General features: G+C 57.1%; 21 protein-coding genes and 3 pseudogenes. 13 read left to right on the top strand and 11 right to left on the bottom strand.

The window, feature by feature from the left end; all coding sequences use genetic code 11:
- Positions 1–50 precede the first annotated feature (50 nt).
- The 3 genes and pseudogenes from ASC90_RS16365 to ASC90_RS16355 all read right to left on the bottom strand — a co-directional run bounded on the left by ASC90_RS16365 (position 51) and on the right by ASC90_RS16355 (position 4,467).
- Positions 51–478 (bottom strand): annotated as a pseudogene (locus ASC90_RS16365) (carboxymuconolactone decarboxylase family protein).
- A gap of 87 nt (positions 479–565) precedes the next feature.
- Positions 566–3,025, bottom strand: a complete 2,460-nt coding sequence (locus ASC90_RS16360) for a PAS domain-containing protein (RefSeq protein WP_056542396.1) — start codon at positions 3,023–3,025, stop codon at positions 566–568.
- Positions 3,022–4,467, bottom strand: coding sequence for a mechanosensitive ion channel family protein (locus ASC90_RS16355; protein WP_056542394.1), 1,446 nt, complete (start codon positions 4,465–4,467; stop codon positions 3,022–3,024). Before ASC90_RS16355 ends, ASC90_RS16360 begins: the two co-directional genes overlap by 4 nt.
- A 278-nt stretch (positions 4,468–4,745) precedes the next feature.
- Here ASC90_RS16355 and ASC90_RS16350 point away from each other — a divergent pair, with 278 nt between their 5' ends.
- Both ASC90_RS16350 and ASC90_RS16345 read left to right on the top strand, forming a co-directional pair.
- Positions 4,746–5,381: a response regulator gene (locus ASC90_RS16350; protein WP_056542392.1), complete on the top strand. Its 636-nt coding sequence runs from the start codon at positions 4,746–4,748 to the stop codon at positions 5,379–5,381.
- Positions 5,382–5,434: 53 nt separating this feature from the next.
- Positions 5,435–5,809: a response regulator gene (locus tag ASC90_RS16345; RefSeq protein ID WP_056542390.1), complete on the top strand. Its 375-nt coding sequence runs from the start codon at positions 5,435–5,437 to the stop codon at positions 5,807–5,809.
- 5 nt (positions 5,810–5,814) lie between these two features.
- Here ASC90_RS16345 and ASC90_RS16340 read toward each other — a convergent pair whose 3' ends face one another.
- Positions 5,815–6,633, bottom strand: a complete 819-nt coding sequence (locus ASC90_RS16340; protein ID WP_056542389.1) for a winged helix-turn-helix domain-containing protein — start codon at positions 6,631–6,633, stop codon at positions 5,815–5,817.
- A gap of 103 nt (positions 6,634–6,736) precedes the next feature.
- On the opposite strand from ASC90_RS16340, the gene ASC90_RS16335 reads away from it, so the two are divergent.
- Positions 6,737–7,696, top strand: coding sequence for an alpha/beta hydrolase (locus ASC90_RS16335; protein ID WP_082519941.1), 960 nt, complete (start codon positions 6,737–6,739; stop codon positions 7,694–7,696).
- A 38-nt stretch (positions 7,697–7,734) separates the two neighbouring features.
- Here the strand turns inward: ASC90_RS16335 and ASC90_RS16330 are convergent, their stop codons facing one another.
- Positions 7,735–8,361: a response regulator gene (locus tag ASC90_RS16330; RefSeq protein ID WP_162246979.1), complete on the bottom strand. Its 627-nt coding sequence runs from the start codon at positions 8,359–8,361 to the stop codon at positions 7,735–7,737.
- A 213-nt stretch (positions 8,362–8,574) separates the two neighbouring features.
- On the opposite strand from ASC90_RS16330, the gene ASC90_RS30040 reads away from it, so the two are divergent.
- Positions 8,575–8,997, top strand: coding sequence for an NAD(P)H-binding protein (locus ASC90_RS30040; RefSeq protein ID WP_056542385.1), 423 nt, complete (start codon positions 8,575–8,577; stop codon positions 8,995–8,997).
- A gap of 602 nt (positions 8,998–9,599) precedes the next feature.
- Here the strand turns inward: ASC90_RS30040 and ASC90_RS16310 are convergent.
- Positions 9,600–9,989 (bottom strand): annotated as a pseudogene (locus tag ASC90_RS16310) (MEKHLA domain-containing protein); the annotation flags it as partial.
- A gap of 383 nt (positions 9,990–10,372) precedes the next feature.
- Between ASC90_RS16310 and ASC90_RS16305 the strand changes: the two are divergent.
- Positions 10,373–11,029 (top strand): SDR family NAD(P)-dependent oxidoreductase, encoded by a 657-nt coding sequence (locus ASC90_RS16305; RefSeq protein WP_348270872.1) that lies wholly within the window; start codon positions 10,373–10,375, stop codon positions 11,027–11,029.
- A complete protein-coding gene (locus ASC90_RS30405) occupies positions 10,981–11,085 on the top strand; it encodes a hypothetical protein (protein WP_348270873.1) in 105 nt (34 codons plus the stop codon). Before ASC90_RS16305 ends, ASC90_RS30405 begins: the two co-directional genes overlap by 49 nt.
- Before the next feature lie 104 nt (positions 11,086–11,189).
- Here the strand turns inward: ASC90_RS30405 and ASC90_RS16300 are convergent, their stop codons facing one another.
- Complete coding sequence (locus ASC90_RS16300) at positions 11,190–12,086, bottom strand: LysR family transcriptional regulator (RefSeq protein WP_056542379.1); 897 nt, start codon at positions 12,084–12,086, stop codon at positions 11,190–11,192.
- Between the two features lie 94 nt (positions 12,087–12,180).
- Here ASC90_RS16300 and ASC90_RS16295 point away from each other — a divergent pair, with 94 nt between their 5' ends.
- From ASC90_RS16295 to ASC90_RS16285, 3 genes are all read left to right on the top strand, one after another.
- Positions 12,181–12,930, top strand: a complete 750-nt coding sequence (locus tag ASC90_RS16295) for a glucose 1-dehydrogenase (protein ID WP_056542377.1) — start codon at positions 12,181–12,183, stop codon at positions 12,928–12,930.
- 268 nt (positions 12,931–13,198) lie between these two features.
- Positions 13,199–14,638, top strand: a complete 1,440-nt coding sequence (gene dgt / locus ASC90_RS16290) for a dGTP triphosphohydrolase (protein ID WP_056542375.1) — start codon at positions 13,199–13,201, stop codon at positions 14,636–14,638.
- Positions 14,635–15,435, top strand: coding sequence for a hypothetical protein (locus tag ASC90_RS16285; protein WP_056542373.1), 801 nt, complete (start codon positions 14,635–14,637; stop codon positions 15,433–15,435). Before dgt ends, ASC90_RS16285 begins: the two co-directional genes overlap by 4 nt.
- 66 nt (positions 15,436–15,501) lie before the next feature.
- On the opposite strand, the gene ASC90_RS16280 is transcribed toward ASC90_RS16285, so the two are convergent.
- From ASC90_RS16280 to ASC90_RS16265, 4 genes are all read right to left on the bottom strand, one after another.
- Positions 15,502–16,362: a metallophosphoesterase gene (locus tag ASC90_RS16280; protein ID WP_056542370.1), complete on the bottom strand. Its 861-nt coding sequence runs from the start codon at positions 16,360–16,362 to the stop codon at positions 15,502–15,504.
- 79 nt (positions 16,363–16,441) lie between these two features.
- Positions 16,442–17,428 (bottom strand): hypothetical protein, encoded by a 987-nt coding sequence (locus tag ASC90_RS16275; RefSeq protein ID WP_156392980.1) that lies wholly within the window; start codon positions 17,426–17,428, stop codon positions 16,442–16,444.
- On the bottom strand, positions 17,425–19,362 hold the full coding sequence (locus tag ASC90_RS16270; RefSeq protein ID WP_056542367.1) for an AAA family ATPase: 1,938 nt from the start codon (positions 19,360–19,362) through the stop codon (positions 17,425–17,427). The genes ASC90_RS16275 and ASC90_RS16270 overlap by 4 nt, the downstream gene beginning before the upstream one ends.
- A 74-nt stretch (positions 19,363–19,436) precedes the next feature.
- On the bottom strand, positions 19,437–19,868 hold the full coding sequence (locus ASC90_RS16265; protein ID WP_156392978.1) for a hypothetical protein: 432 nt from the start codon (positions 19,866–19,868) through the stop codon (positions 19,437–19,439).
- Positions 19,869–19,979: 111 nt separating this feature from the next.
- On the opposite strand from ASC90_RS16265, the gene ASC90_RS16260 reads away from it, so the two are divergent.
- From ASC90_RS16260 to ASC90_RS16245, 4 genes and pseudogenes are all read left to right on the top strand, one after another.
- Positions 19,980–20,426 carry a helix-turn-helix transcriptional regulator gene (locus tag ASC90_RS16260; protein ID WP_162246978.1) on the top strand — a complete coding sequence of 149 codons (447 nt, stop codon included), beginning with the start codon at positions 19,980–19,982 and terminating at the stop codon, positions 20,424–20,426.
- A gap of 546 nt (positions 20,427–20,972) precedes the next feature.
- Positions 20,973–21,479 carry a hypothetical protein gene (locus ASC90_RS16250; RefSeq protein ID WP_056542361.1) on the top strand — a complete coding sequence of 169 codons (507 nt, stop codon included), beginning with the start codon at positions 20,973–20,975 and terminating at the stop codon, positions 21,477–21,479.
- A gap of 94 nt (positions 21,480–21,573) precedes the next feature.
- Positions 21,574–21,754: pseudogene (locus tag ASC90_RS30035) on the top strand (site-specific integrase); the annotation flags it as partial.
- A gap of 165 nt (positions 21,755–21,919) precedes the next feature.
- Positions 21,920–23,551 (top strand): phosphoethanolamine--lipid A transferase, encoded by a 1,632-nt coding sequence (locus ASC90_RS16245; RefSeq protein WP_056542675.1) that lies wholly within the window; start codon positions 21,920–21,922, stop codon positions 23,549–23,551.
- Positions 23,552–23,637: the final 86 nt, after the last annotated feature.

Below are 23,637 nucleotides of genomic sequence, written 5' to 3'. Positions count from 1 at the left end.
TTGTCTTGTCGGGGGGACGTCCGACCTGCCGAACGAACGTCCCTTCTTCATTATTCGAGGCCGGCTTTGTCCAGACCATAAGCCTTATCAGCCGACCCTGGGATCGCTTTGGCGGCAATGCTAGCGCGGTTCCAGGCATTGATGGCCATGATCTGGAAGGTGAGATCGGCCATGTCTTTTTCGGAGAACTGCCCCCGAACTCTGACGAACAGCTCTTTGGCGACCCCGTGTTCGGAAAGGGTGGTGAGCGCCTCTGTGCCGCAAGATGGTAGAGACGCAGCGGGCGCTCGCCGTGGATCGTGGCCTCCTTGGAATGCATGTCCAGGCAGAACGCGCACTGGTTGATCTGGGAAGCGCGGATGTCTACGAGGTCGAGGATCGACTGTTCGATCGATGCTTCTTTGATGGCGTTGCTGAGGCCCATGAGGGCTTTAAAGAGGTCGGGCGCGTGTTGCGCGTAGTTGAGACGCTGTGTCATTGCGACGATCCATGTTATTTTTAGGGAAACGCAATCGGGCTCGCCAACGGCCCGCGGATCGTGCTGTAGAGGCGCGCAGGTTAATAGCTATACGGATGTTCTAAGCGGGACTATCGAAGGGATCGAAAACACAAACGCGGCTCCGCGCGGTGTATTCGGTTCGACCCACAGTCGTCCTCCGTGCGCCTCGACGATCGACCGGCAGATTGCGAGCCCCATCCCCATTCCCTGCCCCTTGGTCGTGAAGAACGGTTCAAATAGTTGTTCGGTCTCAATTACTCCCGGCCCGGTATCGCGGACTTCAGTCTGGACGAAACCTCTAACGACATACAGGCGGATCGAAAGCGATCGGTCCGATGTGTCATCCATGGCTTCCAAGCCATTCCGGATAAGATTCACCACGACTTGCTGGATTTGTACTCGGTCGATCAGCACCGAAGGCATGTTCGCTTCGAAAGCCAGATCAATACGCACGTTTTTTCTATACCCCTCCTCTGCCATGAGTTCCCGGGCCTCGGCCACGACGTCTTGCATGGAAGCGTCAACGCGCTCCTCGTCATTGCGCCGGAACAACGCCCGGATTCGGCTGACTACCGATGTTGCGATGTTCGCGCTGCGGATGACCCTTTCGAGCGCTTGCTGAGCCCGTTCCACCTTGGGAGGATCGGCCTGAAGCCACCTGAGGCTGGCGTCCGAACTCGAGACGAGAGCCGACAACGGCTGGCTCACTTCGTGTGCGATCGATGCCGTCAACTCGGCAAGTTTTGCCGCTTCGCTCGCTCGTGACAGATTTCTCTGCGCTCGACGTAGTTCTTCCTGCGATTGGACAAGATCATCGATGTCGATGCAAACGCCGTTCCACTGGATGATCTTCCCCTCCTCGGATCGCATAGCAGCCGTTCGCGTTTCCACCCAACGATATTGTCCGTCGAAGCGTCTCAGGCGGTGCTTCATCGCATATGGCTCACCGGTGGCAAGGGAGCGGGCATATCTCTCCTTGACCGTCGGCAAGTCATCCGGATGAATGATAGCCTCTAGTGTCCCGTCCAGCCTCGATCTGCCGGCCTCGTCTTTGTCAGCCAGATTGAATCCCAGGAACTCCTGCAGGCTCTTGCTCCTGTATATCGGCTTGCCATTTGGATCGGCGCAGTAGATTAGCGTCGGCAGTGTCTCGACGAGTTGCTGGAGGGATCGTTCGCTCTCACGTAGCGTCTGCTGAACCCGCATTTCATCGTCAACATCGATGGAGATTGCGTACCATTCGAGAATCGCGCCGTTTTTGTCCTTCACGGGTTCGAACCGATCGGACATCCAGCGGTAAGCTCCAGCCGCAGTGGCGCGACGGTACCGCATCTCGAAGATTTTGCCCGATCTCATTGCCCGGATGATCCGCCTCTGGACCTCCTTTCGATCTCCCCGATGAACGCGTGTCTTGATCGCTCTCGCCAGCCCGGAAATGGTCATCGGGCTGGGAGAGAATTCTTCGATAAGTCGTTTACTGGCGTATGTGATCGCGCCGTTGGGCGTCCAGCTACAGATGTTGACTGGCAACGAGTCAATGAGATGCTGGAGATGCCATTCGCTTCGTTGGAGCGCCTCCTCGGCGCGAACTTGATCGTCCACATCGTGGCTCAGCCCGTACCATTGAACTATTTCACCGCGATGGTCGCGCATGCACTCAGCGCGCCCCGACACCCATCTGTATACCCCGTCGTGCCGGCGGAGACGGTACCTGGCGGCAAACTTCGCCCCCGTCGCAAGACTACCCTTCAAGTCTACTCTTACCCTCGGTAGGTCGTCGGGATGGAGGCACTTCTCCATCATGTTGTCGAAAAAGCTTGTTCCGGGTCCACGTACACCCGCGACATCGAAGCCCAGATAATCGACCATCCTCTTGTTGAAGAACACGGGCTCTCCTTCGGCGGTGAGACGCCACAGGTTGCTCGGAACCATGTCGACGAGCTGCCGCAACTCCAGTTCCCGGTCTTTCAAAGCCTCGACTGTATCCCTGTAAAGATCAGTATCGAAGGAAGTCGCGTGCTCCCCCGACCTGACGACCTTCGTCGCACTCTTCCAAAACGCTCTGCTTGAAGAGGAGACCTTCAAAACTCGATCGATTTGGCCGAGGTTCGAATGTAGATCGCCCGCGCAGCCATTCTGACGGCGAAGAAAAATAACCCCCAACCAGATGGCGCATAGCCCGAACACCGCCGAACGCACCGAAATGACGGAGCTCGCTTCCTCGTGGAGGATAAGGGCAAAAACCACGGTCGATACGATCACAATCACAAGCACCGCGATCGGACGTCCTCGCGCAATCGACAGCATCAAAGCAAGCGGCGCTATTAGAGCGAGCGGCTCACCGACCAGAATAAGGGTCGCGGCCGCCATAGCGGAGGCGACCGCAAATTGAGCCCAAATCCACGCTTCTCGTTCCATGTCTCGCTCGCCTGTCGCTAGAACCGCTTCCAATACGTCAATTGTCAGGTCGATGATGCTGCCTCGGCGGACTCCTGGGTGCAGACGTCTGTCATGATCAACACTCATCCTGCTTCCGCGGCGTCCCGCCTGAAAAGCGATCTCACCGCATGAGCAAAATCTGGTCTGGCATTGTCGCCGGCGGTGTCAGGACTTGGTGCCGGGGTAATTGAGTGCGATGTCCCGGACCTGGCTTTCAAACTCTCCATCAGGGCAGAATTGCGTTCCATCATCTGTTCGAGTGCCTCCGGAGAAATCTCGTCGGCGGTCACCCTCGTAAACGCACGGACTTCGTCGACACCAGCGTTGTCCGACAGGACTGAGCCAATCACCACGTCGCCGGGTGAAAGGCGGGTCACCTGAGTTCCCCGACGCAGCTCCACGATTCCTGTCCGAATAACAAGCAAGCCGTCGGGCCCGGAACCTTCAGTACCAATAAGCTCTCCTTTGGCAAAAGACCGGACCTTCGCGGATTTTGCTAGCTCCAAGCCGGTATCCTCCCCTTCGTCAACCAATGAAGGCGCGCGGCCAGCCGACGCCGGTTCAGCTGCGTTGACGAGGTAGCTGGAATTGGGTGGCATGGCCAACTCCACCCCGTTGGCGCGGCAGTGCTTGAAGACCATTTCGATAACTTCGTTTCGGATCGGATTCCGATGAGACGGCCCTGGAACATGGAACAGCAGATCGGCTTGCGTGTAGGCGGCATTGATCGCTCGCAAGGAAACCGATGGAGCAGGATCGCGTATCACGGAATTGCAGCCGGCCAAGGCGTCCTGCATGGTATCCAAAATGACGGATGGTCGGTGCTCCGCGCGCACGTGCACGGTCAGCGAAATCTGGTGAGCTTCGTCGGGTTTGCTCAAGTTCGTAAGGCCTTGTTTTGCCAACACGCTGTTTGGCAGCACGACGAGATTGTTCGACGAAGTTAGAAGATAAGTGGAGCGCCAGTTGCTGGCGACGACGCGGCCCTCCGTCCCCTCTGGAAGCGATATCCAGTCGCCGATTACGTAAGGACGTCCGAGCGTCAGGGCGATGCCCGAGAAAACGTCTCCCAGGGTGTTTTGCAGGGCAAGGCCCAGAATGATGGCGACGACACCGGAGGTCGCGAGCAGCGTGCCGATCGGCGCGCCGAATACGAAGGCCATGATCGAAAGGCCGACCCCTAGATAAACCAGCGCAACGATCAGGTCTTGGAGGAGCCTTGCCTCCTTTGGTCGCCCATCGAGTACGATGTAGATGCGAACGAAGCCGATGGCGGCCCAGGCCAGATGTGTCCACCAAAGAATCTTCGCGGTCACAACCAACGTGCCCGAACCGCCGATGTGGGGAGCTTCGTACTGAAAGGGATTTCTACCAGCCAGCACGACGGCGGCGGTCATGGCAAGGAAAAGCATGATCTGGACAATCAGGCGCGCTGTCGGCCGCGAGCGCCCTTGAAGATGCCAGACAACGATCCCGACTACGCCGAGAAGATTTACAGTTACGAAAACGGGAAGCATTTCTGTCTGCATGACATGGGACCGTTGCCTGGGACCGCGCTGAACGACTTTGAGGTTCGCTGCGGTCGGATTGAGCAAAGCTCAGAATATCGACCCGGTTCCGCATGCGACAGTAAACGATGGTTTGCCTTGCCCCGTGATGGCTCGGCACCGATTGTATTCGGCTGATGTGAACTCGGAAGCGACGCCGCGGTCAGTCAACTCGGGGTGCTACAAACGTCAGTATAGTTGCCAGACAAGTAGCGACAGAATACCCGTCGCCACCGGGGCCATCTGAGTGGAGGATGCAAATGGCGTTTGACACAGAAGAAGCTCATGAGGCTTTGCGCCCACAGACGGTCTACGTTGTCGACGATGACGCCGAAGTCGCGGTGTCGCTGACGGACTTCTTGGAGGCTGCGGGTCTCTCAGCGAAGAGCTACGGCGACGCGGCTTCGTTTTTCGCCAGCGCTGCTTTGGACGCCGCTGGTTGCGTGCTCGTCGATCTGCACATGCCAAAGGTCGATGGGATAGGATTTCAGCGCGAATTGGACGGCAGAGGATATAGACTTCCCGTCGTTTTCATGACCGGACTGGCCGATGTCGGGATAACCGTCGCCGCCATGAAGGCGGGCGCAATCGACTTCTTCCAAAAACCTTTTCGTCCCGACGACCTTCTGAAGTCCGTGCTTGACGCCCTCACCCTCGACGCTGGTCTTTTCAAGGAACGGCAGATCAAGGCCGATGCGCTATCGAAATTCTCATCGCTGACACCCCGCGAGAAGGAGGTCATGTCGCACGTCGTCAGGGGCTTGTTGAACAAACAGATCGCCTACGAGTTGGGCATCAGCGAGATCATGGTGAAGCTTCATCGCAGCAGTATGATGAAAAAGATGAACGCGGCATCGCTTCCCGAGTTGGTCCGGTTGGCGGCGATCTTGCCTTAGTATTGTTTCAGAAATTTCAGATAGCCCGGAGGTCCGGGCGGAGGTGACGCAATATGCCTACCGAGAGCCCAGTAAGGATAGCCATCGTCGACGATGACCAGATTCTCCTGGATTCACTCCGCGACTTTTTCGACGCTGTAGGCATAGAAGCGATTACGCATTCGTCAGCCGAAGCGTTTCTCGCGGCACACTCGGATGATGTGGATTGCGTTCTCGCCGATCTAAAGATGCCCGGCATGTCCGGGATCGACTTGCTGCAAAGAATCGTCGCCGCCGGGGGACCTCCGGTCTGCATGATGACATCGTTCGCAGACAATCACACGAAAACCAAGGCATCCTCGTTAGGTGCGGCGGGTTTCCTCGAGAAGCCGATCCGTTCCAGTGAACTCCTAGACTTCATCAAAAGGTCCTGTCCGCGCCACACATAAGAGCCTCACCTCGGCTCCACGTCGACGCCCACATCGAAGATGTAGCCTTTGCCGCGAACGGTCCTGATCAGCCGCGGCCTCGAGGGGTCGATTTCAATGCGTCGTCTCAACCTCATCACCAGAGCGTCGAGGCTGCGATCATAAATCTCCTCGAAATTGACCCTGCTTGCGTTCAACAACTTCTCCCGGGATAAAACTTGCCGGGGTGCGTTCAGAAACGCGATTATCAGATTGAACTCCGCCACGGTCAGCACCGCATCGCTGACACCCGGTCTGCTAAAACGGCGATCGCGGACGGTTAGTTTGCAGTCTCCGAACGCATATGATCGCCGCGTCCGATCGGCGGTTACAAGCCGGTTTCTGCGAATGGAGCCCTGTATCCGGGCCTCGAGTTCCCGAAGGCCCATCGACTTGTGGACGTAATCTGCAGCGCCGGCTTCGAACCCCCTCACCTTATGTTCTTCATCGAGTAGCCGGGCGCTGGCTACGATCACCGGAACCGGCGTGATGCGGGTCAGTTCCCGGAGATCATGAAAATTCTCGGGGTTGTCGATGTTCACCAAAAGGGCGTCCGCGACGCCCTTCGCAAGAGCGTGCCTGAGCTTACGAAAATCGGCCACTACCGTCACCAGAAACGCGTTTGCCAGAAAATGCTCGGCCACCTTGGCTCCAGCATCCGTGTCGGCATCAAGCAGTATCAAATGCCCCATCGAATAGACCCCCGTCTTGCGGGCACGGGCTATAGGCGGATACGAGCTCGAAAATAACGCAAACGTCCGTATAGGTTGCCACCGGGAAAGCGGGCGGCGGAGCGTCATAACCATCGTATAGCTCCACAAGGACGGGCTGCTGCGCCATCAATCCAGAGCCTCATCTGGGCGAGTTCACGCCTTCATGAGAACCCCTCAAGATTGATTGGAAGCATCGATGACTTCGAAAACCAATGGGCACACACGCCGCACTTTAATAACCGGATCGTTGGCCGCCGTCGCGGCCGCCGGCACCCTGAGGACGTCGTCCGCAGCGCAGCCCGCCAAAAGCTTGGGCTCGAACGAGGCCGGCTATGTGGTGACCAACGACGGCACTTCGATATTCTATAAGGACTGGGGCCCTCACAGCGCCCAGCCCATCGTGTTCCATCACGGCTGGCCTCTCAGTTCGGACGACTGGGACGCCCAAATGCTGTTCTTTCTTTCGAAGGGTTACAGGGTCATCGCGCATGACCGCCGTGGGCACGGCCGTTCCGCGCAGGTGAGCGACGGTCACGACATGGACCACTACGCCGCAGACGTCGCTGCCGTGATGGCTCACCTCGACGTCCGCGACGCGATACACGTCGGCCACTCAACCGGCGGCGGTGAAGCTGCCAGGTATGTCGCAAAGTACGGAGAAGGCCGAGTTGCCAAGCTCGTGCTGATAGGTGCCGTTCCCCCACATCTTTCGAAAGCCGATGCCAACCCGCAAGGCATTCCGTTGGATGTCTTTGACGGCCTTCGCGCGGCGTTGGCGGCCAACCGGTCGCAATTCTACCGCGAGTTCGCGGGTGGTCCTTTCTACGGGTACAATCGTCCCGGAGTGAAGGCTGCGGACGCGGTTGTCGAGAACTGGTGGCGTCAAGCGATGACCGGAGCCGCCAATGCTCACTATCTCGGCATCAAGGCATTCTCCGAGACCGACTTCACAGGCAATCTCAAGAAAATCACTATCCCGACACTCCTGATGCACGGAGACGACGATCAGATCGTGCCGTTGGCTGGCTCCGCGATACTGGCCGAAAAGCTCCTGCGGAATGCCACTTTGAACGTATACAAAGGCTTTCCGCACGGTATGGCAACCACGCACGCAGACCTCGTAAACGGCGACCTTCTTGCATTCTTTGAAAGCTGACATCGCCGGGGGTGCCAAAAAAAGGCACCCCACTCCCACTATGAGTTGGCGAGAACATCTGCCTTGCGGACCAAGTCGGCGAGGTTCCGGCTCTGCATCTTCCGCATGAGGCTCATTCGATGAAGTTTCACGGTCATCTCGCTGATGCCCAGCTCAAAGGCGGCCTGTTTGTTCAGCAGCCCGCGGCATATGGCGTTCATGACCTGCTTCTCCCGCGGGGTGAGCTTGTCAAACAACGCACGCACTTCGTCTGTCTCGGCCTTCGCGAGCCGCCGCTGTGTGTCGACACTGATCGCGACATCAACAGCGGTCAGGAGTTCCTGATTTCGGAACGGTTTGGTGATGAAGTCGGCGGCTCCGGCCTTCATCGCTATGACGCTCGCCTGGATGTCCGCATGTGCCGTCAGGAAGATGAGAGGAAGCGTGCTTCCTACCTCGTTGAGATACACCTGGATGTCCAACCCTGTCTTCCCGGGCATGCGTAGATCGACGACCACGCAACCTGGCGCGGACAGGTCGGCCGCGGCGACGAACTGATCTCCACTGGCAAACGCAACGGCTTGCAGTCCGACCACCGAAAACAAATCGAGCAAGGACTCCCGAATGTCAGGGTCATCGTCCACGATATGTATCAATGGGGTCTGGTCGTCTACGGCGCTTTTCATCGGCTGCATATTCGCACTGCCCGGCCCGAAGGCCTTACGGTTTCTCGCGCGAGACATTAGCACGAACAAAATCCGAGGCACGGCAAACCATCGTATAGGGGTCCGGCCGACACGGCCGAGAGAGCGCCAAGAGTCCGTCAAGGCAAGCTTTCGTTTAGTCGAAAGCCCCGGCCAGAAGCTTATGATGCCCCCGATGTGACACGGAGGTCTTTTATGAGAATCGCAGTTATAGGCGCAAGCGGCACAATGGGCTCTAGAATTGCGAAGGAACTGCAAGCCTCCGGCGCGTCAGTGGTTCCGGCGTCGACTTCAACTGGCGTCGACGTGATCACGCGCGAAGGTCTGGATGCGAGATTGTCCGGTGTGGACACGGTCGTCGACGTCGTCAACTCAGGTTCTTTTGGGGACGGTGACGCACTCGAGTTCTTTCGGCGAGCAACCAGGAACGTTGTGGAAGCGGCCAAAGCGGCCGGCGTGAAACACTACGTGGCTCTCTCCGTCATGGGAACGGACCGCCTCGTCGAGAACGACTACTTTCGCGGAAAGCTCGTTCAGGAGAACATCGTGCGATCATCCGGTCTCCCCTACACAGTGGTGAGATCAGCGCAGTTTTTCGATTTATGGGTAGCATCCTAGACGGTTTTGAAGCCGACGGAGCATTGAGGTTACCCGAGATAGACCTTCAGCCTCTGGCCGCGAACGAGGCAGCGAAAGGCATAGCGAGGCTGGCACTCAGCAGCCCCCGGGATTCGATCGTTGAATTCGCCGGACCACAAAGTATCAGCCTCAACGACATCGCAAGCGAGTACCTCACTGCGACTTCCGACAGTCGGTCGGTCAGGAGTGATCCATCGGCGATGTACTTCGGCGTCGGCCTGCCTCCGGACGGCTTGTTGCCTGGCAGAAGCGCGATGTTGTCGGAGCTTTCTTTTCACGATTGGATTAGGCGAGAGGTACTGGCGATCGCCTGACGATGAGACGCGACAGCGAACTCGACCCCGGAGAGGTCACCGCCCTTTTTACGGTCCACTTTCTCGTGACCGGGGTTGCTTGGCTGTGCGCCGCGCCGTCGGTGTACCGCGGGTGGGCGAACAAGTCCTCTTCGGAGACGCAGGGAACATCGTCTACCGAGTGGACGGCGTTCTCTGGGCTTATGCAGACGAGAACGATAACGGTCATGAGGTTTTTGTGACCCTCTCCCACCCTCGGCTTGCCAACGGTGGGGCAGTCGTTAGTGGCTAGCCCTCCAGATACGACCATTGCGAAAACGTGGCGGCCTGGCCTCGACGGACGCCATCCGCGTCGATCAATTGCCAAACGAGCCCGTTCTCCATCTAGAACTCCCTCCCTGATTTCGTGACCCGCAAGCCCCTATAGTTATCGATAAATCCATGCGTGGCGACCGCGTCGAGCAATCGCTGCCGTTCAGATCGATCGGGAGCCTTTGCCGAAAGCCGTGACGGCAAGGATGTGAACTCGTCCCAAGAATAGCCGAAGATGCGTTGCGCCATGAGGTTCGCATAGACGAACCGAGGATCGGGTTCTGTATTGTGAGCTACGACGACAAACGGCGCGTTCGCGTAGAGCCGACCCGGTGTCGCTTCGTCGTCGCCTAAAAGCTGTCGCCCGGAACCGTCGGGTTCCTGTTTTGAGGTCCTTTCGTGTTGGGACGCTGGACCTCGCGCCTTGCGTAAAACTTGCGAAAAACGGGTGTAATGGCGATCCATGACAACCGTCACGATAAACTTCCATAAAAGACGAGTTCAAGGCGGACGACCGGCGTCATTGATCCTGACCTCGGCCGAAACCCTCGGGCCGCTATTTTAGATGACGCTGAAAATACCGTTCGCGACGGTGCGCCATAGCGAACGGTTATGCCGGCCATAGGCGGACCCGACATAGACGCCGCCGTGAAACTGCGATTGTTTCGGCAGCGCACAGGCATCGATTACATAACAAATCCCGTCACGGGCTCGGACCGTATGACTTCGGCTTCGGCTGAAAGGACACGATGAAAAGGACAATTCTCATCACAGGCGCGAGCAAAGGGATCGGCCTTGCGCTCGCAAACCGCCTTTCGAGAAAGGGGCACAGCGTAATCGGCATTGCCCGAAATACCACGGAAGGTTTCCCTGGACGCCTCTTTCCTCTCGATCTCTCTAATCATACAGCGTTGGAAGATTTGAGCCGGATAACTCGTGAGAACAGTGTCGACAGTGTAGTCAACAATGTCGGCCTCGTGCGGGCAGCGCCGATGGATGACGTGACGATCGAGGCCCTCGAGAGCGTGCTTCGCGTCAACCTTCATCCCGCACTCACCGCATCGCAGGCCGCGCTTGCGGGAATGAGATCGCGAGGTTGGGGGCGGATCGTCAACATTTCGAGCTTGACGGTGCTCGGTAGCTTAGAGCGCACAAGCTATGCGGCGGCAAAGGCGGCCTTGGTCAGCTTCACCCGGAACTGGGCGCTTGAACTGGCGTCGACTGGGATTACCGTGAACGCCGTTTCGCCTGGCCCCACGGAGACGGAGCTGTTCCGGGCAAACAATCCGGTCGGAAGCGCTGGTAAGCTCGATATCTCTCAGGCGTTCCTATGGGACGTTTTGGAAGGCCGGATGAAATCGCCTCGGCTATCGAATACATACTGTCCGAAGACGCCAGCTTCATGACCGGGCAGACCTTGCATATCGACGGCGGAGCATCGATCGGCAAGGCAGCGCTGTAGGTGCGACCTGACCGTTCACAGTTTGAACAAGGGCCGCGAGTTTTTTCTAGAGGGCCTTCCGATTTGGGGAGCTCGACAGTTGGTCAGAGAACTCGTCACTCAACTTAGAGCCCAGGTATCGCCTCGGCATGCTGTCCAATGAAATCGCAAAAGCGGCGGAGGCGGTTCGGCATCATGGAACCGAAGGCATGAATGACCCGGAAGGGCTGGGAAGGAAGAGCAAGGTGAGTCGAGACGTCTATCAAACGGCCGTCTCGAAGCTCATCGTACACAGCGCAACGCATAAATACCGCCGCTCCGAGGCCGTTCATTGTTGCAGCCCTGAGAGCTTGCCCCGTGTCACAGTCGACCCTTCCTTGAGGTAAAAACGTCTCACCGTTTTCTAAGGACACAGGACTAGGTTTGCCATCGACAATGTACCTTGCGAACGGCAGTTGTGCTGCTTCGTGGCTCGATCTGGGCATGCCGTATCGCTCGACAAAACCAGGTGAGGCGACCATGACCATATTCACATCGGCCAGCTTGCGAACTCGGTGGTCGCTTTGTCCTCCCCCGCCAACCCGAAACACCACGTCGTAGTCTTCACGGATAAGGTCGACTTGCCGGTCAGTGAGCCCGACTTGCAAACTGGTTGCGGGGTACGACGAGGCGAAATCACGAAAAATCGGAGTCATAAAAAATCGGCCTAGTTCGCTCGGCATGCTGAACTTGATCCGACCGACAAGGTGCTCATCGTTAAGTGCGAAATCATCAGAAGTGTCCAATTGCCGAAGCAACGGCACCACCTTGTCGAAGAGAGCCTGCCCTTCCGCAGTCAAAGAGAGGGCCCGCGTCGACCGCAGAAACAAGCGGGCATTCACGAGCGCCTCTAAACGCCCCACACTTCTTGAAACTGCCGATGGCGACGTTCTGAGGAATTTTGCCGCCGAACTGAACGACCCCGTCTCTACCGACCTCACAAATGCGATCAATCCTGGCGTCTCATCAAGAAGATTGGGCATCGATACCTCCTGCGCACAGATCATGTGCTCGCAAACCAGCTTATGTGCCGCTCGTCGCAACGCTATCTCAAGGCTCCGCAACATGGAGACTGAGATGAATACATTGCAAGGAAAAGTAGCCGTCATTACAGGCGGTAACAGTGGGATCGGAAAGGCCACGGCCAAGTTGTTCGCAGACCGTGGCGCGAAGGTCGTTATCACGGCGCGACGCCAAGATGTCCTTGACCAAGCGGTCAATGAAATAGGCCACGGGGCGGTAGGCCTTTGCGGCGATGTTGCAGACCTTGCACATCACCACGAGGTAGCAGCGGAGGTGTCTAGAGTATTCGGCACAGTAGACATATACATGGCCAACGCTGGTGTGATTGATCTCAAGCCATTTCAAGAGATCAGCGAGGAAGTCTACGATCACCACTTCTCGATAAATACCAAAGGGGTTTTCTTTGGTGTCCAGGCCATTTCCCCGATCATCAACCACGGGGGAAGCATCATCATAACGAGTTCACTGGCTGCTAGCAAAGTCCTTCCCGATCACACAGTCTACGCGGGCTCAAAGGCAGCCGCCGCCGCCTTCGCGAAGAACTGGGCGATAGAACTCAAGGATCGCCGTATCCGAGTAAACATCCTTAGCCCTGGCCCCACCGACACCGAAATCCTCGGCAAGCTCGGAATTTCGGACAAGCAGCGTGGTCCGTTCCTCGAACATATGTCCAAAACAATCCCAGCGGGAAGGCTGGCAACCTCGGAAGAATTAGCTAATGCCGCGTTCTTTCTTGCGTCGGACGATAGCCGTTTCGTGAACGGCATCGAATTAAATGTCGATGGTGGAATGTCGCTGATCTGAGGCATACGCATAGCCGCTCACAAGCCGCCCCGCAGATGTGCCAGTTTCCGCTGCCACATTCTAATCTTCTTGGCCAAAGAGACGAGGCGGCTCCTGTCTCAACGGGAGCGACTGAACCGCAACTAACTCGATCGTATCCGATGCAGTGAAGACGGCATCGGACGACTGCTGCCGGATATTTCAACTAGAGCGGGTATCCATTCCTGCTATGGAGAGCCCCCACCGCCCGCGTCTTCCATTTTTTATCCAGTTGCCTCGGAGTTGTCCCATGAATTTCTGGTCTCCCGCCCGCCGTCCTGCTCCTTCTGCCCCTTCCGATGAACTCGACAGCACCCAGTCGGGGATCGACGACGGAGACGCCCGCGGATGGCGCTCCGAATTCCAGCATGATCACGACAGACTGTTGTTCTCCACGCCGGTTCGCCGTCTCTCGGACAAGACGCAAGTCTGGCCCATGGACGAGAACGATGGCGTTCGCACTCGGTTGACACATTCGCATGAGGTGGCAAACCTCGCACGCTCGATTGGCTCGAACATCGCCGAGCGGCGGCCCGAACTTTTCGGTGCCGATTTACACAAGATCATCCAGCCGATCCTAACCGCGATCGGGCTCGCCCATGATCTGGGAAATCCTCCATTTGGTCATCAGGGAGAGGCGGCAATTGGCTACTGGTTTACAAAGCGCTCGAGTTGGATTTTCGATCTCGACGGCCCGAAAGGAAAGCAATTGGAGGACGAGGTGCCCCTGGGCTTGCGGACGGAATTCACCAAGTTTGATGGGAACCCGCAAACGTTCCGCCTAATCACCAGACTTCAGACGCACCGTGATTACCTCGGACTGGACCTGACGGCTGCGACACTCTCGGCCGCGCTCAAGTACCCCGTCTCCACAGTTTCCACGGTCGACGATCATCCCGTGTTCGGAAAGCGCGGTTATTTTGAATCCGAAAGTGATGTCGTCAAATGGATGCGGGCGCACGTCGGCGTCGCGGAGAAAGAACGTCACCCGCTCACGTGGATCATGGAAGCCTGCGACGACATCGCATACAGCATCCTCGACGTGGACGACGTGATGAAGAAGAAGATCATCTCGCCGGACGATGTCCTTGTAATACTCCAGCACGACGAGCGGAGTAAAGACCATCCGGCGGTCGAGAAAATCGGCCGGAAGTTTAAGGAAATCCATGACCTGAAGAGAAGCCCGCAGGTTGCCCGCGATATCAAGATCGGCATGCTGCGAGCTTACCTTATTTCCGCTCTGATTGAGGATGTGGCTACGACCTTCCTCGCTTCGTCGGATGCCGTGATGGGGAAGACGCATGCGAAGGCAATTCTTGATGACAATAAATTGTGCAAGGCCCTCAAGGGGATAGCAAAACAGCATGCATTTGCGCATCCATCCGTGCTCAAGATGGAGGCCCTTGGAGCGGCGGCGCTGGACGAGCTGATGTCGTTTTTCTGGGAAGCGATCAGCCAGCGCGAGGAAAACGACAACTTTGACAGCAAGCGAACGACCGCAATCGCAAAATACGGATGGTCCCTTGTCAGCCCGAACTACATCGAGGCGGCCAAACACAGCAAGGACAGCGCCGGGCCAAGCTCGGGCATCAGGTACAGGGAGCTCAGGCTCCTTACCGACATGATTTCGGGCATGACGGATTCGTTTGCGTTGAACCTCTGGAACGAGGTAAGATCGTTGCCGAAATGACAGTCGCAACGAAGTCCCATATCGTGAAGCGTCGTATCGACGATTACGTCTGGCGAGACGACACCCTCGCCAGTCGGCGGCTGCGCCATGTCCTTGCGATACATTTTCATCAGTTCGACAACGTTGCCATTGTCGGCGGTATGGTTCGAGACTTCGCGCGCGTCGGAAAACTGGGGTTCAAGTCAGACGTCGACCTTGTGATAGACGCGCCGGTGGAAGCCGTTGCCGACATGGCTAAATCCGTGAATGCCCGAACCAACGCTTTCGGCGGACATTCGATATCGGAGATGGGGTGGAACGTCGATTTTTGGGCGTTGAAGTCCACTTGGGCGATACGCGAAGGTCACGTCGCGGCGGACAAGCTCGAGGATTTCACGCGCTCGACGTTTTTCAACTATGATGCCGCCCTCTATGATGTTCGCAGGCGACGGGTGCTCCACGACGAAACCTATCTGCACGGCCTTCAGAGCAGGGTTATGGAGATAAACCTTCGGCCGACGCCGATGGTCCTTGGCAATCTCTACAGAGCTGTCAGGCGCATTCTCCTTTGGAACCTTTCACCGGGAAGCAAACTCAAGTCGTTCATAACGGAGAACCTGGACAACGATGGTTTCCGTGACGTAGTCGCAATGGACAATCGCAAAAGCGCTACACCCTTCCTCTATCGGTACAAGAGCGCAAGCGAACTGCGGCAGTCGGTGATATGCCGCGACTACAGAGTTGCTATGGCGACATACTACGGGGAGCAGCTTGACCTTCCGGGCCTGGCTCAAGGCCCGATACATTCGTCCGTCTGAGCATTCGGTTCCGATTGCGCCGTTCTGCTTTAGCGTCAGCGAGATCGACTATTTGACAGGCATTGGCTAGTCATCTTCCGGATCAGGAGCGACGTCCGGTACCCGGTCGAGGATAGCCAACGCCGATTGCACGAGTTCTTCATTCGATCCGAGATTTGCACCGATCTCCACGACGAAGCCGGGATCGAATCCTGTCCGTTCACCTGGATATCCTCGAGGATTGCTGACCACGCGCGTCTGCCCGATGTGGTAGTCACTTCGGTTGTGAAGGTGGCCGTGTATCCAGAGCGCCGGCTGCGCATCGAGGATTAGACTTTCAAGATGGGAGGCATAGCAGGCGACCGCCGAACCCTCTCGATACCATGACGGAACCGATCGGCTGGACGGCGCATGATGGGTTAGGACGACAGTCGTCCGTTCCGCGCTCCCTTCCATTGCTGCCGCGATGAAATTGCGGGTCTCCTGATGCTTCCGGAAAGCGTGGATCGGTTTGAACTTCTTATAGGGTCGCTTCGTGAATTTAATCCGGCGGTAGTCATTCATGCCCGCTTCCGCGTCGGCCATCGCGAAAGCAGCCTCACGGCCAAAGAGTTGGAAGTCGGTCCAAAGAGTTCCTCCAATGAACTGCATGTTCCCGATATCGACTGTCTCGTTCTCGAGAAAATGGATATTGGGAAAACCATTCGCGAACTTGCGGGCGTCCCTGATGTTTTCTTGCACAAAGCCGCCGTAAAACTCATGATTTCCAGCGACGCAGACGACCGGGATTTCGGGTGCGATGTTGTCGGCCAACCATTGAAGACTGGGGATGATGCCTTTCGTGGTGACATCGCCGGCGCATACGACCACGTCCGTCCCTTCCGGGAGGCGATGATCGAATGGCACCCCGAATTCGAGATGCAGGTCGGAGATTGGCCATAGCTTCATCGGGACGGCACCTATTGTCGACTGGTCGGAAATGAGTTCAGCGAATGGAGGTTGTCGCTACCAGTCTTGGCGAGAGCGATTATTCGAACAAGAATGGCGCGTGCGGAAGGTACTGGGCTACAAAAGCACTCACCATGGTAATCGAAAGAGCATCGTGTTCGATCAGCAGCGTCCGCTCGGCCTCTTGAGCCGAGAGCCATCCGTCGTGCAACCGCCATCGCCTCAGGAATAACTGATCGAGATTCCATCGGCTCCAAAACCTGAGGGACTTGAGGGCGTCATCTCGGGTCTTCGTAGTCGGCGCATACTTGGCCGCCGCCTCTAGCCAGTCCACGATGCTCTCTTCGGTGATGACACCTGTCACTTTAAGTCTCTCCGCGATATCCTCTGGAACACGGACCAGCGCGATATCACGGGCCCTTGTAAAACGGCGGTCCGCGGTAAAATCGATTCCCCACTCGTCAGGGGAGTCACGCCACAGGATCGTTTCAGCTTGTTCCGTCCACCTGGCACCGAGAATAAGGCCGAGGCTCTCAAAGACACCGAAAGCTTCAGGCGAAAGGTATGCAGGTCCACATCCATGGGCTGCCCGTATGTTCGCAGGCCGAAGGCCCGTTTGACTTGGTCGGGCCCGCGCTCCGACGAAATGTCGGTACTCCAGTAGATTGACCTGGGCCGCGAGAGAAACGACGACCGTGGCGACATCGTCCCATCGTGGCAACGTCGCCGGCAACGTCGGGTGTGCACTTCTCTCGATGCCACCGTCGACCGCCTTGACCGCCTCTCCGAGCGCGACCAAAGCCCCGCAGGCAGCTTCAAATGCACTGATGAAGAGATGGTCCCATTGACCGGTTTCGGGGTCGGGAAGTGCCGACCACAGGAACTCCGCGACTGGGCTAACCCATTTCGGCGGTGAGGGCACCCTATCTGCGCCGCGTTCGGAAACGTTTATCGTTCTACCGAGTGGCTGGAAGCCGGCCTCGTCGAGCATCTCACCGACCGAACCCGGCAAAGGTTTCCGTGGCGTCTTCCGATTGCCGGATGATCGCGTTCGTTTTGCTGTCACGTCCCCGTCCTCAGTATTGGCTTCGCAAGGCTGACTACCGATCTGCGATGGCGACGCAGAATCTCGACGACCTCCGCGCCTGTCATCGAGCACGTTTCCATCAACCGATCTGCCAAGGCATCTAGGGCTGGTCGCTGCCTTTGAATGATAGACCTCGTTCTCGCGAGTTCGTTTTGCAGCAACAAGTGGACCTGTCTTCGAAGCTCCGGTCTGTGGAGACGCATCATCGCCAGCTTTGCGAGTTCAAGGGGTTCCACGATGAGTGTGTGGCCCATACCCGTCACCCCTTCGATAACGGTCGCGATTTCCGTGGCCCTGTTCAAATCGGCCTCGCTCGCGCCGGACGCGCCGTCCGCGAAAGCGCCGTGGACTTCCATTTCAGCCGCGATGCCTCCAAGGCAGGTGGCGATGGAGTCGAGATATGTTGCTTTGGTCCTAGCGTGCGTCGCCGACGGCTCATAGTCGACCCTACCGAGTTCACCAACATGTCCAGGTCTCCGCAGTTTCGAGATCGCAATACTGGAAATCTCGCGTCCGGTTTCAAAGGCGACCAACGCGTGTCCCGCTTCATGGATCGCGACGACCCGGAGGTATTCCTCCGAGAGCTTCTCCAGCATTGGGAGCTGATCGATTATGTGCATCGCGTTAAGGTCGTCTGCATTGCGCCGTGCCGTTCGCCTCGCTCCCCGCACGAGTTTCTCGACATCCGCGCCCGCAAAGCCCTCGGTGGCGAGCACGAACATTTCGGCGTCCGCGTCTGAAAGCCGGATGCCGCTATGAAACTTCAGAATACGAAGACGTGAAGCGCCATCGGGGAGCGTGACTTCCAGATGACGGTCGAGCCTTCCCGCGCGCAGAATGGCAGGATCGATGAGGCCCGGGTGGTTACATGCCGCGACGACCACCACGCCCTCGCGACGGACGAAGCCGTCGAGAAGTTCGAGCAGGCCCGTTATAAACTTACGATTATAACTCGAGTTGTGGTCGGATTCCATACGCCGGCCAACTGAGTCCACTTCGTCGATAAACAGTATCGACGGCGCATCCTTCTCGGCTTGGGTGAAAGAAGTGCGCATGGCCTTCAGGTGTTCATCCAGGTTACCCGCTTCTTGCCAACGAGAAACTGAACCGAAAACCACACGCACCTTGCAGGTGTTGGCCAACGCGGTTGCGAACATCGTCTTCCCGACGCCCGGCGGCCCACTAATCAGGACTCCAGCATCGACATCTCGCCAGCCGATCAAGCCAGACTTGTAGTCCGCCAGGTCCTGCGCGAGCTCGTATCCCCAGGCTAAGGCTGGCCCGAAACCGTGCATGTCCTCAAGCGTCGGTCCGATCGTCTCCGCGATCTGTGGCTCGGGTTTTCCAATCAGTTTTGAAAATTGTTGACGCAAACGCTCCAAAGCCTGGAGGGCACCGCGCCGGTCTTGAAACGCGGAGTGAAGACGTTCCCAAGGTTCCTGTACCAATAGGTCAACCAGCTTCTCGTCACGAGGAAGTCCTGCCCGGAGAAGAGCCGCCTTTGCGTGTCTCCTGGACCGGGGGCCGATTTCGATCACTGCGTCCGAGAAAAGCAGTTCGTTGTCAGTCAGCTGGTACTTTGGCGGTGACAGGAAGATTCCCGACTGATTCCTCTCCGCAAGAGCCTGATCGCGAAATGATTTGTCCGACCATTCGAAGACGAAGGTGTCGAAGTCCAGCCTTTTCCAAATTTCCCGGCCAAAGACCTGCGCCGCTTGGGAGTAGACCGGTCTATAGTAGTCGTCGCCGAACGTCAGCGTTACGATCGTTTTGCGTTCTATTTTATTCCACGGGCGGAGCGCGGCTGCTATGGCGCAGTAAGCCATGAAAACAGGCAGCGTGACGTTAGTGCTGCCGACTCTTGTCGACTTCCAAGGCACGCGGGTGCGCTTGCCAGAATGAACTTTTGGCATTGCTTCTTCCTGCAAATGGAATGCTCTACAGCGCGCCGTTTTGGCTCACCGCAATGATGGACTGGCGTCGACTATTACTGGAACTGACGATCGGCGGTCCCCGACGGCCCGAGGGAATACCAACGGGACAAAGTGCGGGCGAGACCACGACGCTTGTCGAGAAAGAATAGTTGGCTGGTGCATGCTGTTCGCCCGTCGGCGATGCGAGGATGGCCAAACGATTGGCCGACGAGAGATGGAACGGGCCTCTGCACCAAAAACCAATCCTTGAGAAACGCCGAAGGTACACCTGTCCCGGCGGAGGTTTCTGCGTTCTCAAGGTCATCCGCAAGTCGTCTCAGTTTTTCAACCAAGGCTACCTTCGAATAGCCAAGCCACAGGTCAACAGACGAATCACCAAGTTGCATTAAATCGTTCCCGGATTCTGTGTGCGTTTTCTGATCACCGATCACGGTTATAACGTGTTTTATGAACAAATAAAGACCCTGACGAACGAATGTTGACAACCAATGTCCCAAAACGGCTTTTCATTTGCGATGAAGACGCCCACCTCACCCGCAGCACTTCGAGTCGCGCGATCCCTAACGAAGCTCCACGTCGCTGAGGTCTCTGAAATCGTGAAGATTCCACGACGAGCGATAGCCGCCGTTGAAGCCGGTGAATCCTCCGTCAACGACCACAATGTGCGACTGCTGGAGTTCTACGAGTCCAAGGGTATCGAGTTTCTGGGCGAGCTAACGTTCGGGAAAGATGTCGCGCGCTCCGGGGCTAGATGGATAGCGCCCGAAAAAATCGATTTCATCGAGAGCGAAGAATACCATACGGAAAAGACAGGCGTGTCATTCGCTGCGGCCAGAAACCTTCTTGGGCTGAAGCAAGCAGAGGCCGAAGCGAGGTCCGGAGTGTCCCTGAACGCCATCGGCAAACTGGAGACCGGCCAGCCATGGCCCAGTTCGCTCGAAAAGCTGCACAAATTCTACCTCAACAGCGGCGTTGAGTTCCTGGGCTGGAGTAGCGTCCGGACCCAGCTTTTCTATGGCGTAGGTGTCCGGTGGCGTTCCTAGACGTAAGCACTTAGGTGGGAGATCATAGTTCGCAGAACCGAGGAAACGCCGAATTTTTCAGAGAAATTTTTCGAAAAATTGAATCCGCCCTTGGCGGATACTCCATTTCTTCTGCCACTCCTGCCTGGCCCTGTAAAGGCACGCTCGCCGCAAGGGCTCGCTCTGACGACCTTGACAGGGTCATTCACTCGTAGCGTTGGCTTGGGAACAGCAAGGCCAAGTGTGGCCGTGCTGCCCATCGACTACTGTCACCCAACCGAAGGCGTCGGTAAATACCGGTAACTTTGAACCCGCCTCTAAAAGAGCACCAGATTCCTAATCTGGGGGTCACGCGTTCGAATCGCGTCGGGATCACCAATAGATTCAACGAGATAACAAACAACCCAGCCTTATGGATGTTGCATCCGTTTCCGTTGATTTTCAACGATTCGGCGAATCCATGCGACATGGATTGCAACATGGGACCTTGCAAAGGCGTCTCGCGCATTTGACTCGATCACGTCAGGTGTCGTGATTTTGCCTGACACAACGGAGGCAGTGATTCGCATGGCATCGTGGGCAGCTTTTTTCATCAGCATCGCAGTGGCCATCATTGCCTTCCTGCAATGGCGAACAGCGCATCAGAAAGTGGTCCTTGATCTCTTCGATCGTCGTATGAAGGTCATCGACGAGGTCAACGACGTCATCGGATATTTCTGGACGAACGAAGGTAACCTTGTCGCCTTCAATGCCCGTCGACGATTGTCACTTGCCTCCGGAAGTGCTCGCTATCTGTTCGGTGAGGAGGTCGCCACCGCCATCAAACGTTTGGACGCGATCATCAGGGAACTCGGATCCCTGAAAAACAGGCTGGAGAAACTGGCCGTCGACGGTCCCGGCCGCTATGAGGTCACTGAAAAGATCACCGCGCTGGAAGACACATTCGACCAATGGGTGAGGTCATTCCCTGATTTGTGCCTTCCATATGTGAAGCATGATCAGCGGCGCGTCGGAACTCTGCGCGAATGGTTCGTCGAGCGAAATCGCAAGCGTTTGAGCTACGGCGACCAATAAACTACGCGACCAAGGCGCCAAATAAAAGCGATTCACTTCTCGATATTTTCGATAAGGGAACGCGAATGACGAGGAAAGCAATCATTAGCCAAGCCGCCACGGGCTCAATCCGTCGTGGCTTGCTGCTGGCGTTGCCGTAGACAACGGAGAGGTAGACAAGAAGGGCAAACCGATACTGAGGCCGAAGTATACCGGCTTGCCTCCCAAAAGTGCAGGAGCGTATGGGGCGTTCGACGATCGCACTGACAATGGACCGATACTCGCATCTATTCCCGAGCGGGAAACCACGGGTGTCGCCGGGATCGGTGCCCGTCAACAAGCGGCGTTCAGTTTGGTGTCAGGATTCCGTGCCATGTATCCGGATTGCGTTGATTCGTCACACGACTGACCCGTCTTCGCATGCTATCAGCCGATGAACACGTGCATTGGATCCGCCAATCTTGCGAAAATCGCTTCTCTCCCGGCCGAGCATCGGCAGCGTCACGCTGTGCGCGATCGTGGCGCTCTATCTCGCCGTCTGTGCAAACCGGACGTTCTGGGTGAAGGTTCACAACTACCTTGCGCCCGAGCCCGGCGCCGTCTGGATGTTGTATGTCGCGATCCCCGTCCTGTTCATTGCGGCAGCCACCGCTTTTTCCGCCAAGTATGTGATCAAGCCATTTCTGATTTTCCTCGTCGTGGCTTCGGCTCTCGCGGCTTGGTTCACCGACACCTTCGGGGTCATTGTCGATCCCGATATGATCCGCAACGCGATCGAAACAACGCCTGCTGAAGCCCATCATCTGATTACGCGGGGCTTCCTCCTGCACGTGCTTCTTTATGGTGTGGTCCCGGTCCTGCTGATACTCTGGGTCAAGGTTGTTCACCGCCCCGTTTTGCAGAAGCTGTTGTGGAACACCGTAACGATCACCGTCTGCCTTGCAGTGTTTTCCGTCGCCGCCATCGGCTATTCCAAGGAATACACGACAGCGATCCGCCAACACCGCGACCTCGTGAAGACGCTGAACCCTGTTACCCCCATCGTCAGCACGGCACGATACTTCTTGCAGGCCAGCAAGGAGGCACGGCTTGTCGTCCAGCCTTTAGGGACGGACGCCGAGGTTGCTGCTCCGGCCGGCGGCATCAAAAAGCCGCGGGTGACGATCATCGTCGCGGGAGAGACAGCGCGGGCGATGAACTTCTCGCTCGGAGGCTACGGGCGGGACACCAACCCTGAGCTTCGAAAGCGGGACGTCATCTACTTCCCGCAGACGACCAGCTGCGGGACCGCCACCGCAACGTCGATCCCTTGCATGTTTTCGCAGTTCACGCGAGCGACCTTTACCCATAGCAAGGGGCTGGAGAACGAGGGCCTGATGGACGTTCTTGCCCATGCCGGCATCGATGTCGCGTGGTTCGACAACAATACCGGCAGCAAGGGCGTGGCCAACCGCATCAAATACGTGGATCTCGCCAACTTGACGGATCCGCGCTTCTGCAAGGGAGGCGAATGCCAGGACGGCGTCTTCCTCGACAAGCTTGATGAATGGCTGGACGGCGTGACCAAGGACAGCGTGCTCGTGCTTCACCAGATGGGAAGCCACGGCCCTGCCTACTATCTGCGTTATCCTGAGGAATTCCGGAAATTTCTGCCGGAATGCGAGACGGCCGAACTCGGAAGCTGCAAGGACGAACAGATCGTCAACGCCTACGACAATTCCATTCTCTATACCGACCATTTCCTGTCGACGGTGATCGACAAGCTGAAGGCACGCAGCGACAAGATGGCTACCGGGATGATCTATATGTCGGACCACGGAGAATCGCTCGGCGAGAACGGGCTCTATCTCCATGGGACACCGTATCTGCTGGCCCCTGACGAGCAGACCCATGTCCCCTTCCTGGTGTGGCTCGATCCGGATTTCACCAAGTCCATGGCGGTCGACAAGGCATGCGTTGCCCAGGCCTCGGGCCGGGCTACATCCCACGACAACCTGTTTCACAGCGTCCTTGGAATGATGAACGTGACGACGTCCGTTCACGATCCCAAGCTCGACGTTTTTGCAGGCTGCAAGACCGGGCCGACGTCGTAATCCCCAACAGCCGGCCGCAAGTCGAATTGTCCGACCGTGTGCGGTTCGGTCTTACTTGCCGCGTTCTCTAGCCCCGACAGGAACAT

It is taken from the genome of Rhizobium sp. Root1220 (assembly GCF_001426265.1).
GTDB lineage: Bacteria > Pseudomonadota > Alphaproteobacteria > Rhizobiales > Rhizobiaceae > Rhizobium.
This window is presented reverse-complemented; position numbering and strand designations above follow the sequence as displayed.

Bases quoted from the DNA above. Each gene is read 5' to 3' on its own strand.
- ASC90_RS16360 (WP_056542396.1), bottom strand. From the start codon at position 3,025: ATGAGTGTTGATCATGACAGACGTCTGCACCCAGGAGTCCGCCGAGGC.
- ASC90_RS16355 (WP_056542394.1), bottom strand. From the start codon at position 4,467: ATGCAGACAGAAATGCTTCCCGTTTTCGTAACTGTAAATCTTCTCGGC.
- ASC90_RS16350 (WP_056542392.1), top strand. From the start codon at position 4,746: ATGGCGTTTGACACAGAAGAAGCTCATGAGGCTTTGCGCCCACAGACG.
- ASC90_RS16345 (WP_056542390.1), top strand. From the start codon at position 5,435: ATGCCTACCGAGAGCCCAGTAAGGATAGCCATCGTCGACGATGACCAG.
- ASC90_RS16340 (WP_056542389.1), bottom strand. From the start codon at position 6,633: ATGGTTATGACGCTCCGCCGCCCGCTTTCCCGGTGGCAACCTATACGG.
- ASC90_RS16335 (WP_082519941.1), top strand. From the start codon at position 6,737: ATGACTTCGAAAACCAATGGGCACACACGCCGCACTTTAATAACCGGA.
- ASC90_RS16330 (WP_162246979.1), bottom strand. From the start codon at position 8,361: ATGAAAAGCGCCGTAGACGACCAGACCCCATTGATACATATCGTGGAC.
- ASC90_RS30040 (WP_056542385.1), top strand. From the start codon at position 8,575: ATGAGAATCGCAGTTATAGGCGCAAGCGGCACAATGGGCTCTAGAATT.
- ASC90_RS16305 (WP_348270872.1), top strand. From the start codon at position 10,373: ATGAAAAGGACAATTCTCATCACAGGCGCGAGCAAAGGGATCGGCCTT.
- ASC90_RS16300 (WP_056542379.1), bottom strand. From the start codon at position 12,086: ATGCCCAATCTTCTTGATGAGACGCCAGGATTGATCGCATTTGTGAGG.
- ASC90_RS16295 (WP_056542377.1), top strand. From the start codon at position 12,181: ATGAATACATTGCAAGGAAAAGTAGCCGTCATTACAGGCGGTAACAGT.
- dgt (WP_056542375.1), top strand. From the start codon at position 13,199: ATGAATTTCTGGTCTCCCGCCCGCCGTCCTGCTCCTTCTGCCCCTTCC.
- ASC90_RS16285 (WP_056542373.1), top strand. From the start codon at position 14,635: ATGACAGTCGCAACGAAGTCCCATATCGTGAAGCGTCGTATCGACGAT.
- ASC90_RS16280 (WP_056542370.1), bottom strand. From the start codon at position 16,362: ATGAAGCTATGGCCAATCTCCGACCTGCATCTCGAATTCGGGGTGCCA.
- ASC90_RS16270 (WP_056542367.1), bottom strand. From the start codon at position 19,362: ATGCCAAAAGTTCATTCTGGCAAGCGCACCCGCGTGCCTTGGAAGTCG.
- ASC90_RS16250 (WP_056542361.1), top strand. From the start codon at position 20,973: ATGGCATCGTGGGCAGCTTTTTTCATCAGCATCGCAGTGGCCATCATT.